Origin of the sequence: Streptomyces sp. NPDC048504, from assembly GCF_043200035.1 — a bacterium.
Classification (GTDB): domain Bacteria; phylum Actinomycetota; class Actinomycetes; order Streptomycetales; family Streptomycetaceae; genus Streptomyces.
On sequence record NZ_JBICXA010000019.1, the window covers coordinates 99,843 to 112,336 of the forward strand.

At 71.0% G+C, this 12,494-nt stretch carries 11 protein-coding genes; 9 read left to right on the forward strand and 2 right to left on the reverse strand.

Annotated features, from left to right (window positions below; translation table 11 throughout):
* Positions 1-3 precede the first annotated feature (3 nt).
* From ACGFY9_RS38125 to ACGFY9_RS38165, 9 genes are all read left to right on the forward strand, one after another.
* Positions 4-960 (forward strand): carbohydrate ABC transporter permease, encoded by a 957-nt coding sequence (locus ACGFY9_RS38125; RefSeq protein ID WP_393762039.1) that lies wholly within the window; start codon positions 4-6, stop codon positions 958-960.
* On the forward strand, positions 957-1,802 hold the full coding sequence (locus ACGFY9_RS38130) for a carbohydrate ABC transporter permease (RefSeq protein ID WP_393762041.1): 846 nt from the start codon (positions 957-959) through the stop codon (positions 1,800-1,802). Before ACGFY9_RS38125 ends, ACGFY9_RS38130 begins: the two co-directional genes overlap by 4 nt.
* A gap of 1 nt (position 1,803) precedes the next feature.
* Complete coding sequence (locus tag ACGFY9_RS38135; protein WP_393762043.1) at positions 1,804-3,429, forward strand: beta-N-acetylhexosaminidase; 1,626 nt, start codon at positions 1,804-1,806, stop codon at positions 3,427-3,429.
* A 234-nt stretch (positions 3,430-3,663) separates the two neighbouring features.
* A complete protein-coding gene (locus ACGFY9_RS38140) occupies positions 3,664-4,557 on the forward strand; it encodes a xanthine dehydrogenase family protein subunit M (protein ID WP_019056386.1) in 894 nt (297 codons plus the stop codon).
* A complete protein-coding gene (locus ACGFY9_RS38145; protein WP_393762045.1) occupies positions 4,554-6,203 on the forward strand; it encodes a 2Fe-2S iron-sulfur cluster-binding protein in 1,650 nt (549 codons plus the stop codon). Before ACGFY9_RS38140 ends, ACGFY9_RS38145 begins: the two co-directional genes overlap by 4 nt.
* Positions 6,200-8,530 carry a xanthine dehydrogenase family protein molybdopterin-binding subunit gene (locus ACGFY9_RS38150; RefSeq protein WP_393762047.1) on the forward strand — a complete coding sequence of 777 codons (2,331 nt, stop codon included), beginning with the start codon at positions 6,200-6,202 and terminating at the stop codon, positions 8,528-8,530. The genes ACGFY9_RS38145 and ACGFY9_RS38150 overlap by 4 nt, the downstream gene beginning before the upstream one ends.
* Positions 8,531-8,544: 14 nt before the next feature.
* Complete coding sequence (locus ACGFY9_RS38155) at positions 8,545-9,078, forward strand: AAA family ATPase (RefSeq protein WP_393762049.1); 534 nt, start codon at positions 8,545-8,547, stop codon at positions 9,076-9,078.
* Between the two features lie 167 nt (positions 9,079-9,245).
* Entirely contained in the window at positions 9,246-10,421 is a 1,176-nt protein-coding gene (locus tag ACGFY9_RS38160; protein WP_393762051.1) for an SUKH-4 family immunity protein, read from the forward strand.
* A gap of 130 nt (positions 10,422-10,551) precedes the next feature.
* The gene (locus tag ACGFY9_RS38165; protein ID WP_393762053.1) at positions 10,552-11,271 is read left to right on the forward strand and encodes a DinB family protein; all 720 of its coding nucleotides are present in this window, start codon (positions 10,552-10,554) and stop codon (positions 11,269-11,271) included.
* Positions 11,272-11,336: 65 nt separating this feature from the next.
* Here the strand turns inward: ACGFY9_RS38165 and ACGFY9_RS38170 are convergent, their stop codons facing one another.
* Positions 11,337-11,933, reverse strand: a complete 597-nt coding sequence (locus tag ACGFY9_RS38170) for a DUF4328 domain-containing protein (RefSeq protein WP_393762054.1) — start codon at positions 11,931-11,933, stop codon at positions 11,337-11,339.
* A gap of 121 nt (positions 11,934-12,054) precedes the next feature.
* On the reverse strand, positions 12,055-12,444 hold the full coding sequence (locus ACGFY9_RS38175) for an antibiotic biosynthesis monooxygenase family protein (RefSeq protein WP_393762056.1): 390 nt from the start codon (positions 12,442-12,444) through the stop codon (positions 12,055-12,057).
* Between the last annotated feature and the right edge of the window lie 50 nt (positions 12,445-12,494).

Sequence of the window (12,494 nt, forward strand, 5' to 3'; positions counted from 1 at the left end):
CGGATGGCGCCTAATAGCTCGTTGACTGCGGACCGTTCGCGAGTGCGGGTTCGCCGTGGCCGATCGCGCAGTTCCCCGCGCCCCCAAGGGGGTTGGGGTGTGCCCTGGTTGTATCTTGCCCCGGCTCTCGTCGTCCTTGGTGGGCTGCTCGTCTACCCCATCTATCAGCTTGGGTTGATCTCCTTCTTCCAGTACACGCAAGCCCAGGTCAGTGGTGGGGAGCCGACGACCTTTGAGGGGTTCGGGAACTACTCCGCGCTCTTTTCGGACAGTCAGTTCTGGCAAGTGCTGGTGGCTACCGTGTTGTTCGCGGGGGCCTGTGTCGTCTCGACGCTTGCCGTTGGGTGTGCGCTTGCAGTGCTGCTCACGCGGGTGCGGGCCTTGCCCCGACTCGTCTTGATGTTGGCCGCGTTGGGGGCCTGGGCTACGCCCGCGGTCACCGGGTCGACGGTGTGGTTGCTGCTCTTCGACCCTGACTTCGGGCCGGTGAATCGCGTCCTCGGGCTCGGGGACCACTCCTGGACGTACGGGCGGCTGAGTGCGTTCTTTCTCGTGCTGCTCGAAGTGGTGTGGTGCTCCTTCCCGTTCGTGATGGTGACGGTCTACGCCGGGATTCGTGCCGTGCCCTCCGAGGTGCTGGAGGCCGCCGCTCTGGACGGGGCCTCGCAGTGGCGGATCTGGCGGTCCGTGCTGACGCCGATGCTGCGGCCGATCCTGACCGTCGTGACCATTCAGTCCGTCATCTGGGACTTCAAGGTCTTCACCCAGATCTACGTCATGACCAACGGCGGCGGCATCGCGGGCCAGAACCTCGTGCTGAACGTGTACGCCTACCAGCAGGCGTTCGCGTCCTCGAAGTACAGCCTCGGCTCGGCGATCGGTGTCGTCATGCTGTTGATGCTGCTCGCCGTCACGCTGGTCTATCTGCGCCTGCTGCGCAGGCAGGGGGAGGAGCTGTGAGTCTGCTTCGCGGTCTTGTACGGCGGCCCTGGCGGCTCGCTGCCGAGGCCTCGGCGCTGCTGATCGCGGTCGTCGTCGCCTTCCCCCTCTATTGGATGGTGCTCAGCGCCTTCAAACCGGCCGGTGAGATCGAGTCGAGCGAGCCCCGGCCGTGGACGCTCGCGCCCTCTCTGGACTCGTTCCGGCGCGTGTTCGGGCAGCAGGAATTCGGCCGTTACTTCGTCAACAGCCTTGTCGTGGCATGCTCGGTGGTCATCGTCTCGGCGCTGATCGCCTTTCTCGCCGCGACCGCGGTGACACGATTCCGGTTCCGCTTCCGGACCACCCTCCTGATCATGTTCCTGGTGGCCCAGATGGTGCCCGTGGAAGCGCTGACGATCCCCCTGTTCTTCATCATGCGGGGGCTCGGGCTGCTGAACACCCTGGGGTCGCTGATCCTGCCTCAGATCGCGTTCTCGCTGCCGTTCGCGATCTGGATGCTACGGGGGTTCGTGAAAGCCGTACCGGACGCGCTGGAGGAGGCCGCGTACATCGACGGGGCGAGCCGGACGCGATTCCTGTGGCAGATCCTTTTCCCGCTCGTCTTCCCGGGGCTGGTGGCCACGAGCGTGTTTTCCTTCATCTCGGCCTGGAACGACTTCCTCTTCGCCAAGTCCTTCATCATCAGCGACACTTCGCAGTCGACCCTGCCGATGGCCCTGTTGGTCTTCTACAAGCCCGACGATCCTGACTGGGGCGGGGTCATGGCGGCCTCCACGGTGATGACGATTCCGGTGCTGGTGTTCTTCGTACTCGTACAGCGACGTCTGGTCTCGGGGCTGGGCGGAGCGGTTAAGGACTGACGTGACCGAACTGATTCCTCAGCCCGGCAGTGTTGCCGCCGGTTCCGGCGAGGTGCGGCTGACGAAGCGCTCCAAGCTCTACGCCGGCGACGCGACGGAGGGCGTCGGCAATTGGCTGCGCACCGTGCTCCAGCAGGCCACCGGTCTGCCGCTTCGTGAGGGGCGGGAACTCGACGACGCCTGCGACGACGGCATCGGGCTCCAGCTCGACCCCGCGCTCGGCCCCGAGGAGTATCGCCTCGTCAGCGACTCGAACGGGGTCTTCATCGAGGGCGGCAGCGCGGCCGGTGTGTTCTGGGGCGCCCAGACGCTGCGTCAACTCCTCGGCCCCGACGCGTATCGCAAGGCTCCGCTCGACCGCGACCGCACCTGGTCCGTTCCGTACCTCACGGTCCAGGACACTCCCCGTTTCCACTGGCGCGGCCTCATGCTCGACGTCGCCCGGCACTTCATGCCCAAGGAAGGCGTCCTGCGCTACCTGGATCTCATGGCGGCGCACAAACTCAACGTCTTCCACTTCCACTTGACGGACGACCAGGGGTGGCGCGTACAGATCAAGCGGTACCCGAAGCTGACCGAGATCGGCTCCTGGCGGGCGCGCACGAAATTCGGCCACCGTGCCTCACCGCTGTGGGACGACAAGCCCCACGGCGGCTACTACACGCAGGACGACATCCGGGAGATCGTCGCCTACGCCGCCGAGCGGCATATCGCCGTCGTCCCCGAAATCGACGTGCCGGGACACTCGCAGGCCGCCGTCGCCGCGTATCCGGAACTCGGCAACACCGATGTCATCGACACCACATCCCTCTCCGTCTGGGACACCTGGGGGATCAACCCGAACGTACTCGCCCCCACTGACAACACCCTGCGCTTCTACGAGGGGGTGTTCGAGGAACTCCTGGAGCTGTTCCCCTCGGAGTTCATTCACGTCGGCGGTGACGAATGCCTCAAGGACCAGTGGAAGCAGTCGCCGGCCGCGCAGGCGCGCATCGCGGAACTCGGGCTCGCGGACGAGGACGAGTTGCAGTCGTGGTTCATCGGACACTTCGACAAGTGGCTCTCCGCGCGCGGGAGAAGGCTCGTCGGCTGGGACGAGATCCTGGAGGGCGGGCTCGCGGACGGGGCGGTCGTGTCGTCCTGGCGTGGGTACGAGGGCGGGATCACCGCCGCCCGCGCGGGGCACGACGTCGTCATGTGCCCCGAGCAGTATGTGTACTTGGACTGGCGGCAGGCCCCGGGCGAGGACGAGCCGGTGCCGATCGCCCATGTGCGCACCCTGGAGGACGTCTACCGTTTCGAGCCGGTTCCCGAGCAGCTCAGCGAGGCCGAGGCCCGTCATGTGCTGGGCACACAGGCCAACGTGTGGACCGAGGTGATGGAGGACCACGCACGCGTGGACTACCAGACGTTCCCCCGGCTCGCGGCCTTCGCCGAGGTCGCCTGGAGCGCTCTTCCGGCGCCCGCGGAACGGGACTTCGCCGACTTCGAGCGCCGGATGGCCGCCCACTACCCGCGCCTCGACGCCCTGGGTGTCGCCTACCGTCCGCCCACCGGACCACTGTCGTGGCAGCGACGCCCGGGAGTGCTCGGACGACCCAAGGACGGCCCGCCCCCGAACGCGTAGGACCCGTAAGGGAGAAAGCCCCCAGGAGTCACCGTTGAGTGGCAATCCGCGCGTACCGGTGATGCCGTACGAAAACGGACCATCTCCCGGATGAGACGGGCGAATGCCTCCTAGCGGACCCCCGCGCTCGGGTCTTGCGAAGATGTGCCAGAGTTGCCACGTCCGCCCTGTCAGCACGTACCGTACGGCAGCAACAGGTGGGACCAGGTGGGGCAGCGGGAAGGGGCAGCCGGTTTGACCACGCACGCACCGCAGGCGGGGCAGTCCGTCACGCTGCCCACAACGCTGGACGAGGCCGTGGCGGCGCTCACGGCCCTGCCCACGGCCGTTCCCGTGGCCGGCGGCACCGACCTCATGGCGGCCGTCAACTCGGGCCAGCTCAGGCCCAGCGCACTGGTCGGTCTGGGCCGGATCAGCGAGATCCGCGGCTGGCAGTACCAGGACGGGCACGCGCTGCTCGGCGCGGGCCTCACGCACGCCCGTATGGGCCGCCCCGACTTCGCCGCGCTCATCCCGGCGCTCGCCGCCTCCGCGCGTGCCGCGGGCCCGCCGCAGATCCGCAACGCGGGCACCCTGGGCGGCAACATCGCCTCGGCCGCGCCCACCGGGGACGCGCTGCCCGTACTGGCCGCCCTGGAGGCGACGCTGATCATCGCGGGCCAGGACGGAGCCCGCCGGGAGATCCCGGTGTCGCACCTCCTGGCCGGCGTGGAGATGCTGCGCGGCGGCGAACTCATCGGCTTCGTGCGCGTGCCGCTGCTGCACGCCCCGCAGGTCTTCCTGAAGGCCACCGGCAGGACCGGTCCCGGGCGCTCGGTCGCGTCCGTCGCGGTCGTCCTCGACCCCGCCCGGCGCGGAGTCAGGTGCGCCGTCGGAGCCATAGCGCCGATGCCGCTCAGACCGCTGGACGCCGAACAGTGGGTGGCCCGGCTGATCGACTGGGACAACAGCCGCACGATCGTCCCCGAGGCGCTGAGCGCCTTCGGGGAGTACGTCGCCGCGGCCTGCATCCCCGACCCGGTACCGGCCGAGGACGGCTCCGTGGAACAGCTTCCGCCCGCGGTACTGCACCTGCGGCGCACCGTCGCCGCACTGGCCCGACGAGCACTCGGGAGGGCGCTGTCGTGACCGACGACCAGCACGGAGAGGGCACCCCTCAGGGCGGCGGACGCTGGGACCCGCTGCCCCAGGGCGACTACGACGACGGCGCCACGGCCTTCGTGAAACTCCCCGAAGGGGGCATCGACGCCCTCCTGGCCGCCCCCGGGCACGGCTATGTGCCGCCGCCCATAACGGCCACCCCCGCCCCGGACGCCGACCCGTCCTCGACGGGGTCCTGGGCGGTGCCCGCCGAGGGCGTCCAGTGGCCCGACCCGAACGCCGTACCGCAGCAGGGGACGGCCGGAGGCGACCAGTTCTCGTACCGCCCCGGGTCCACCGGCCAGTGGACCTTCCAGGACACCAACGCGCCGGACGCGGGCGCCGCTCCCGGCCGCGACGTGACCGGGGAGTGGTCGATCCCCGTCGCTGGCGGTGATCTCCCGGACGAATCGGGCGAGTTCACCACGTCGGCCCTGGTCGAGCAGTGGGGCGGCACTCCACCGGCCACCCTGCCCGGCGGCGCCCCCGCGCCCTGGGCGACGGACGGCGCGGGCCAGAACTGGGCGCAGCAGGCGTCCGGCGCGGATGTCGTGGAGCGGCCCGGCGAGCACACCGACGGACGCGGCCTGGAGCATCCTGCCGACCGGTCCGGGGCGCACCCGACCGGCGAGGTGTCGGCGCGGGCAGCCACCCGGCCGCCCGACGAGGCGACCCGGCAGCCGTACGGCGAGCCCGGCGACCCGTACGCGCACACCCGTTCCGAGGCCCCCGGCGACCCCTACGGCGACGCGCGCGCCGACCGCCACGACGACACCCCCGCCGAACTCGCCGTGGACGACGCACAGTCGGCTCATGGGAGCGGTGGGGCCGGCGCTGGCGGCGAAGGGGCCGCAGAGGGCGCTGAGGGGCCCGCTGGGGCGTCCGCGGCGGTCGATGCGGCCGAGGGTGCCGACGACGCTCCGGAGGCCGCTGAGGCGCCCGTGACGGCCGTCGAGTCCGACGCGCCGGACGAGGCCGCCGAGCCGGACCCGAAGATCCCCGGCGAGGAACACCCGCTGGCCTCCTACGTGTTGCGCGTCAACGGCGCCGACCGGCCCGTCACCGACGCCTGGATCGGCGAGTCGCTGCTCTACGTGCTGCGCGAACGCCTCGGCCTCGCGGGCGCCAAGGACGGCTGCTCGCAGGGCGAGTGCGGCGCCTGCAACGTCCAGGTCGACGGACGGCTCGTCGCCTCCTGCCTGGTGCCCGCCGTCACCGCGGCCGGCTCCGAGGTCCGTACGGTCGAGGGTCTCGCCGTCGAGGGACAGCCCTCCGACGTGCAGCGGGCGCTCGCCAAGTGCGGTGCCGTGCAGTGCGGTTTCTGCGTGCCCGGCATGGCGATGACCGTGCACGACCTCCTGGAGGGCAACCCCGCGCCCACCGAACTGGAGGCACGCCAGGCCCTGTGCGGCAACCTGTGCCGCTGCTCCGGCTACCGGGGTGTCCTGGACGCCGTGCAGGAAGTCGTCGCCGAACGCGAGGCGCACGCCGCTGCCGCCGAACCTGAGTCGGACGGCGACGAGGCGCGTATTCCCCACCAGGCGGGTCCCGGGGGCGGTGGCGTCCACCAGTCGGCGTTCGAGTCCCCGCGCACGCAGGACCAGGTGTACGGCCAGGACGGAGGTCAGGCGTGAGCAACGAAGCCGCCACCGCGACCACGGAGGCCGCGCCCGCCCCGGAGCTGCCGGGCCACGGCCTGGGCGCCTCGCTCCCGGCCGCCGACGCCCGCGCGAAGACCGAGGGCACCTTCCCGTACGCGGCCGACCTGTGGGCCGAGGGCCTGCTCTGGGCGGCCGTCCTGCGCTCACCGCACCCGCACGCGCGCATCGTGTCCGTCGACACGTCCCACGCGCGGGACATGCCCGGCGTACGGGCCGTCATCACCCACGAGGACGTGCCGGGCCGGGACCGCTACGGCCGGGGCACCGCCGACCGCCCGGTGTTCGCCTCCGAGGTCGTGCGCCACCACGGGGAGCCCATCGCCGCGGTCGCCGCCGACCACCCCGACACGGCGCGGATGGCCGCCGCGGCCATCATGGTCGAGTACGAAGTACTCGACCCGGTGACCGACCCCGAGCAGGCCTTCGAGGCCGAACCGCTGCACCCCGACGGCAACCTGATCCGGCACATCCCGCTGCGCCACGGAGACCCGGACGCGACCGCCGACATCGTCGTCGAGGGCCTGTACCGCATCGGCCGCCAGGACCCCGCCCCGATCGGCGCCGAGGCCGGTCTCGCCGTGCCCCGCCCCGACGGCGGCGTCGAGCTGTACATCGCCTCCACGGACCCGCACAACGACCGCGACACGGCCGCCGCCTGCTTCGGCCTGGAGTCCGACCGCGTGAAGGTCGTCGTCACCGGCGTCCCCGGGGCCACCGCCGACCGCGAGGACCAGGGCTTCCAACTCCCGCTCGGACTACTGGCGTTGAAGACCGGCTGCCCGGTCAAACTCACCGCCACGCGCGAGGAGTCCTTCCTCGGCCACACCCACCGCCACCCCACGCTCCTGCGCTACCGGCACCACGCCGACGAGGACGGCCGCCTGGTCAAGGTCGAGGCCCAGGTGCTGCTCGACGCGGGCGCCTACGCCGACACATCCTCGGAGGCCCTGGCCGCCGCCGTCTCCTTCGCCTGCGGCCCGTACGTCGTCCCGAACGCCTTCATCGAGGGCTGGGCCGTGCGCACCAACAACCCGCCCTCAGGACACGTCCGGGGCGAGGGCGCCATGCAGGTCTGCGCCGCCTACGAGGCGCAGATGGACAAGCTCGCCAAGAAGCTCGCCATGGACCCGGCCGAACTGCGCCTGCGCAACGCCATGGCCACCGGTGACGTCCTCCCGACCGGCCAGACGGTGACCTGCCCGGCGCCGGTCGCCGAACTCCTGCAGGCCGTACGGGACTTCCCGCTGCCGCAGCTCCCCAAGGACACCCCCGAGGACGAGTGGCTGCTGCCCGGCGGCCCCGAGGGCGCGGGCGAACCGGGCGCGGTGCGCCGGGGCGTCGGCTACGGCCTCGGCATGGTCCACATGCTCGGCGCCGAGGGCGCCGACGAGGTCTCCACGGCCACCGTGAAGGTCCACGACGGCATCGCGACCGTGCTGTGCGCGGCCGTCGAGACCGGCCAGGGCTTCACCACGCTGGCCCGGCAGATCGTCCAGGAGACCCTCGGCATCGACGAGGTGCACGTCGCCCCCGTGGACACCGATCAGCCGCCCGCGGGTCCTGGTTGCCGAGGACGTCATACCTGGGTATCGGGCGGCGCGGTCGAACGCGCCGCGAAAATGGTCCGCACCCAGCTACTGCAGCCCCTGGCGCACAAGTTCGGGATGTCGACCGAGCTGCTCCAGATCATCGACGGCAAGATCACCTCGTACGACGGAGTCCTCTCGACGACCGTCACCGAGGCCCTGGACGGCAAGGAACTCTGGGCCACCGCCCAGTGCCGCCCGCACCCGACCGAGCCCCTGGACGAGGCGGGCCAGGGCGACGCCTTCGTAGGGCTCGCGTTCTGCGCGATCCGCGCGGTGGTCGACGTCGACATCGAACTCGGCTCCGTACGGGTCGTCGAGTTGGCCCTCGCCCAGGACGTCGGCCGCATCCTCAACCCGACCCAGCTGGTCGCCCGTATCGAGGGCGGTGTCACCCAGGGCGTCGGCATCGCGCTGACGGAGAACCTGCGCACCGCGCGCGGGTTGATCCGCCACCCCGACCTCACCGGCTACGCGCTGCCCACCGCCCTGGACACCCCCGACATCCGGATCGTGAAACTCGTCGAGGAACGCGACGTGGTCGCCCCCTTCGGGGCGAAGGCGGTCAGCGCGGTACCGGTGGTCACGTCCCCGGCGGCGATCGCGTCCGCGGTGCGTGCGGCGACGGGCCGTCCAGTGAACCGGCTGCCGATCCGCCCGCAGGCGGCGGTGGTGACGGCGACGACCGATCAGTACGGCCAGTACGGGCACTGAGCGGCGGGTGCGTGATGGTGTTCGACGGGGTCGTCCTCATCACCGGAGTGATGGCCTCCGGCAAGTCGACGGTCGCGCAGGCGCTGGCGGAGAGGCTGCCGAGGGCGGCGCACGTCCGGGGTGACGTCTTCCGGCGGATGGTCGTCTCGGGACGCGAGGAGTACGTCCCCGGTGCCAGCGGCGAGGGGGAGTCCCAACTCCGCTTGCGGTACCGGCTGTCGGCGGCGACGGCGGACGCGTACGCGGAGGCCGGGTTCACGGCGGTCGTCCAGGACGTGGTGCTGGGCGCGGAGTTGCCGGCGTATGTCGCCCTGATCCGCACCCGCCCGCTGCACGTGATCGTCCTCGCACCGAACCCGGCGACCGTGACGGCACGGGAGGCGGGGCGGGCGAAGACCGGATACGGCGCGTGGACGGTCGAGGAGCTGGACCGCGGGCTGCGGGCGGAGACCCCGCGCATCGGCCTGTGGCTGGACACCTCCGGGCTGACGGTGGGGGAGACGGTGGACGCGATCGTCGAGGGACGGGAACGTTCGCGGGTGGTTTGAGCGTCTGATGAGGTGAGGACGTCTCGGACGACTCGCGTCCTCCCGGCTCCGCCAGGCGTTTTCGCTGGTCAGGGCCGTTGTCAGTGGTGCCGCGTAGTGTTCTGGGCAGTGGGGACGACAGCGGAACAGCCGGTGCCACACGGGGAAGATTCATGCACGGGGGAACAATGAGCAGGACCGACGCCGGCTCTACGGCGACCATGATCACATTGACCGAGGACGACCTCGATCCGTACATCACGCACGAGTCGACGCGCCGCTGGCTGACGGGTCCCGGACTGCCGGGCGACAGCGGCCTGTTGACGTTCGAGGAGCTGCGCAGGGAGGGCCTGCGGACGGTGGCGGACTCCTTGGGCGACCCCGCGCCGCTGGCGGAGGAGCTCCGGGACCAGCTGGTGATAGGCGCGCTCTGGGGACCCGACGGCGGGGAGGCGGAGTCGATCCTGCTGGACGGCGAGACGGGCGAGATCGCGACGACGTACTTCTTCCACGACCGCCCGGATCTGATGGAGACCGGCCCGCTGGCCCCGTCGATCGAAACGCTGGCCCGCTTCACGACGACCACGGACGAACTGACGGACCTGCGCGGCCAGTTCGCGTCCTACGAGGGTCGGCACGGCACCAAGACGGCGGCGGAGGCATCACGCCAGCTGCTCGCGGTGTTCGAGTCGGAGACGGACGGCGAGGTGCCCCCGTTCTGGAAGGCGGCGGCCCTGATCCGCCCGCTCGCCCTGGTCGCGGGCCCGGGCACGACATCGGGGCTGACCCTCGACATCCCGGCCCGTCTGCTGGACCAGGAGTTCGGCCAGGGCACGGTCGCCCGCTTCGAGGAGGTCGACTTCCCCGCCACCCTCACCCACGGACCGACCCGCCGCTTCCTGCGCGAGACCGGCCTGCCCGAGGACGCGTTCCTCTTCCACCTCGACACGGACGTCCCGCTCCCCACCCTCACCGAGTTCTACGAGGACGAGCCCGCCGGGGAACTCCCGCCCCACGCCGACCAGTTGATCCGCCTCGGCTACCTCATGGAGGACAACAGCCTGGTGGTGGACGGCGCGACGGGCGAGATCCTGACGTGGAGCGAGCAGGAGGCGACACTGGCTCCCCTCAACACGGACGTCTCGACCCTGGCCTTCACCCTCTGGCTGCTCCACCGCGAGAAGGCGATCGACGCGGACCTGTCCGGTGAGCTGACGGCCGAGGCGTACGACCAGTTGGCGACGACGATGCTCCAGACCCTGTCCACGGTGGACCCGACGGTGGCGGGGCGCCGGGGGGCCGACCGCGATCACCCGCACTACTGGACGGAGGCGTTCCAGGACGAGGCGGGCGGGGTGCTGTGACGCGCGCGCAGGCGGCCGAGGAAGCCGAGGAATTCGTTCGCGCCGGGTGCGTCGAGCCGTTACGGTCCGCCTGACCGCACCGCGGTGGGTGGGGGCGGGGTACGAGACGGCACGGGCGAGGGGACCAAGCATGGAGACCGAGCGCACACGGACCGACCGACTGGGCTTGCTGCTGGACCAGTTCGACAAGGCCCGCGAGATGGCCCAGGTCCGGCTGAAGGGGCTCGGCGACGAGGAGTACCTGTGGGAGCCGGCGCCCGGCTGCTGGTCACTCCGACGCCGGAGCGAGGCGGTGACACCGAGGGCGTTCGGACCGGGGGAGTGGGTCCTCGACCTGGGCGCGGCGGACATCCCGGCGAGCGAGTACGCGGAGGTCGCCCGCCAGGCCGCCGACGGCATGACGGTCGCCAAGATCGCCGACGACTGGAGCGTGACCGTCGAACGCGTGGAGGAGGTCCTCGCCCACGAGGGCGAGCCGGAGCCCGACACGACACCGATCACGACGATCGCGTGGCGCCTGGGACACCTGCACTTCCAGTTCGCGGGGGCGTGGGAGTGGACGTTCGGTGAGCGGCGCCAGGACCCCAAGCGGATGGTCGACTTCAGCCCCTCCGCAGCCCTGACCCTGGACCGCTTCTGGCCGGTGATCGACCGCTGGCGAGCGGCCGTAGCCACGGTCACGGAGGACCAGCTGGACGTGGTCGGCTTCTCCCAGTATCCGTACGGCTCCGACCCGGACGACCCGTACGTCGCCGTGCTGGCGGGAGCGAACCTGGAGTTCATTCACCACATGGCGGAGATCGCGCTGCTGCGGGATCTGTGGCGGGCGCGGGTTGTGAGCGAGGGCTGAGCCCGAGTCGGCTACTGGGTGTTCAGAGGTGCCTTGGGGGTGTTCAACCGAGGGAAGGGGACACCTCAGGTCTGGGCGAGGGGCTCGGCGGGAACGGCGGCACCGAGTGCGGCGCTCTGCAACGCCGTGATGCGCTCGATCAGGAGCCCCGCCAGTACGGCCGCCGCGATCATGAGCGCCTCCTCCACCACCAGGAAGGCCATCGAGCCCGGGGCCACCCGGCTCGCGACCGTGAGCACCAGCGCGTGCCCGACCCAGGCGGCCCACCACGCGTTCACCAGGAGCGTGTCCCGCTTCTCCTCCCAGGACGCGGAGCTCGCGCGCCCGATGGCGAGGACGATCCCGCGAGGGACAACGAGGTTGGCCAACGGAACGAACCACATGCCGATCGTCCGGCCCCGGCTCGGAACCGGGGCCTCGGGCGCCAGCTCCTGGGCGTTGCCCCGGGATTGGGCGAGCCACACGAGGAACAGCACGATCGCGAGAGTCATCAGATAGACGAAGACCATGGAGACGAAGCCGGACTCGGATGCGCCCGTGCGGTGCAGGTGGTCATCCCGGACCGCCGCCGCGCGGAACACGTCCGCCACGGCGGCCACGCCTATCGCCGCCTGCGCGGAGCGGGCAAGGACCCGGGGAGCTTTACGGGCGGTACTCGTCATCGACCTCGGCCTGTCTCGGAGGCGTGCGCGGCCGCGGCGGACGCCGGGGCGGAGTGATCATAGGGTCTGATCGCCGCACGCGCGTACGATTTCCGGGTCCTCGGTCCAGGACTTCGGCCGGTCAGCCCGCCGCACGGCTCTGCGGGGCCTGCGGCACCTGCGCCCGCACGAACCCGTGGCTCCGCTCCACCTTCGCCACATGCAGCGTGTAGCTCTCGTACCACTGGTCCTGCCCGCGTTTCTGTGCCGTGCGGTGCTCGGCGTTGGTCCGCCACTCCGTGAGGGCGTCGGCGTCGCGGAAGTACCCGACGGTGATGCCCAGCCCACCCGGAGTCTGAGCGTGGTCCATCCCGAGGTACCCGGGGATGTCCTTCACCAGCTCTTCCATACGCGCGTTGGTCTCGGTGTAGCCGCTCTGCTCCTGGGTTCGCACGGTGGTGAACACGGCCACGTAGTACGGGGGTTCATAGGCCTCGACGGGCGTGACAGGCGCTTCGGAGTGATCGCTCATGGCGCCACGGTAGGGCAGCGAGCGTCCCCAGGTCTTCAGGGTGCCGGGAG

Coding starts and splice junctions, on each gene's coding strand:
- ACGFY9_RS38125 (WP_393762039.1), top strand. CDS start 4: ATGGCGCCTAATAGCTCGTTGACTGCGGACCGTTCGCGAGTGCGGGTT.
- ACGFY9_RS38155 (WP_393762049.1), top strand. CDS start 8,545: ATGGTGTTCGACGGGGTCGTCCTCATCACCGGAGTGATGGCCTCCGGC.
- ACGFY9_RS38160 (WP_393762051.1), top strand. CDS start 9,246: ATGAGCAGGACCGACGCCGGCTCTACGGCGACCATGATCACATTGACC.
- ACGFY9_RS38165 (WP_393762053.1), top strand. CDS start 10,552: ATGGAGACCGAGCGCACACGGACCGACCGACTGGGCTTGCTGCTGGAC.
- ACGFY9_RS38170 (WP_393762054.1), bottom strand. CDS start 11,933: ATGACGAGTACCGCCCGTAAAGCTCCCCGGGTCCTTGCCCGCTCCGCG.
- ACGFY9_RS38175 (WP_393762056.1), bottom strand. CDS start 12,444: ATGAGCGATCACTCCGAAGCGCCTGTCACGCCCGTCGAGGCCTATGAA.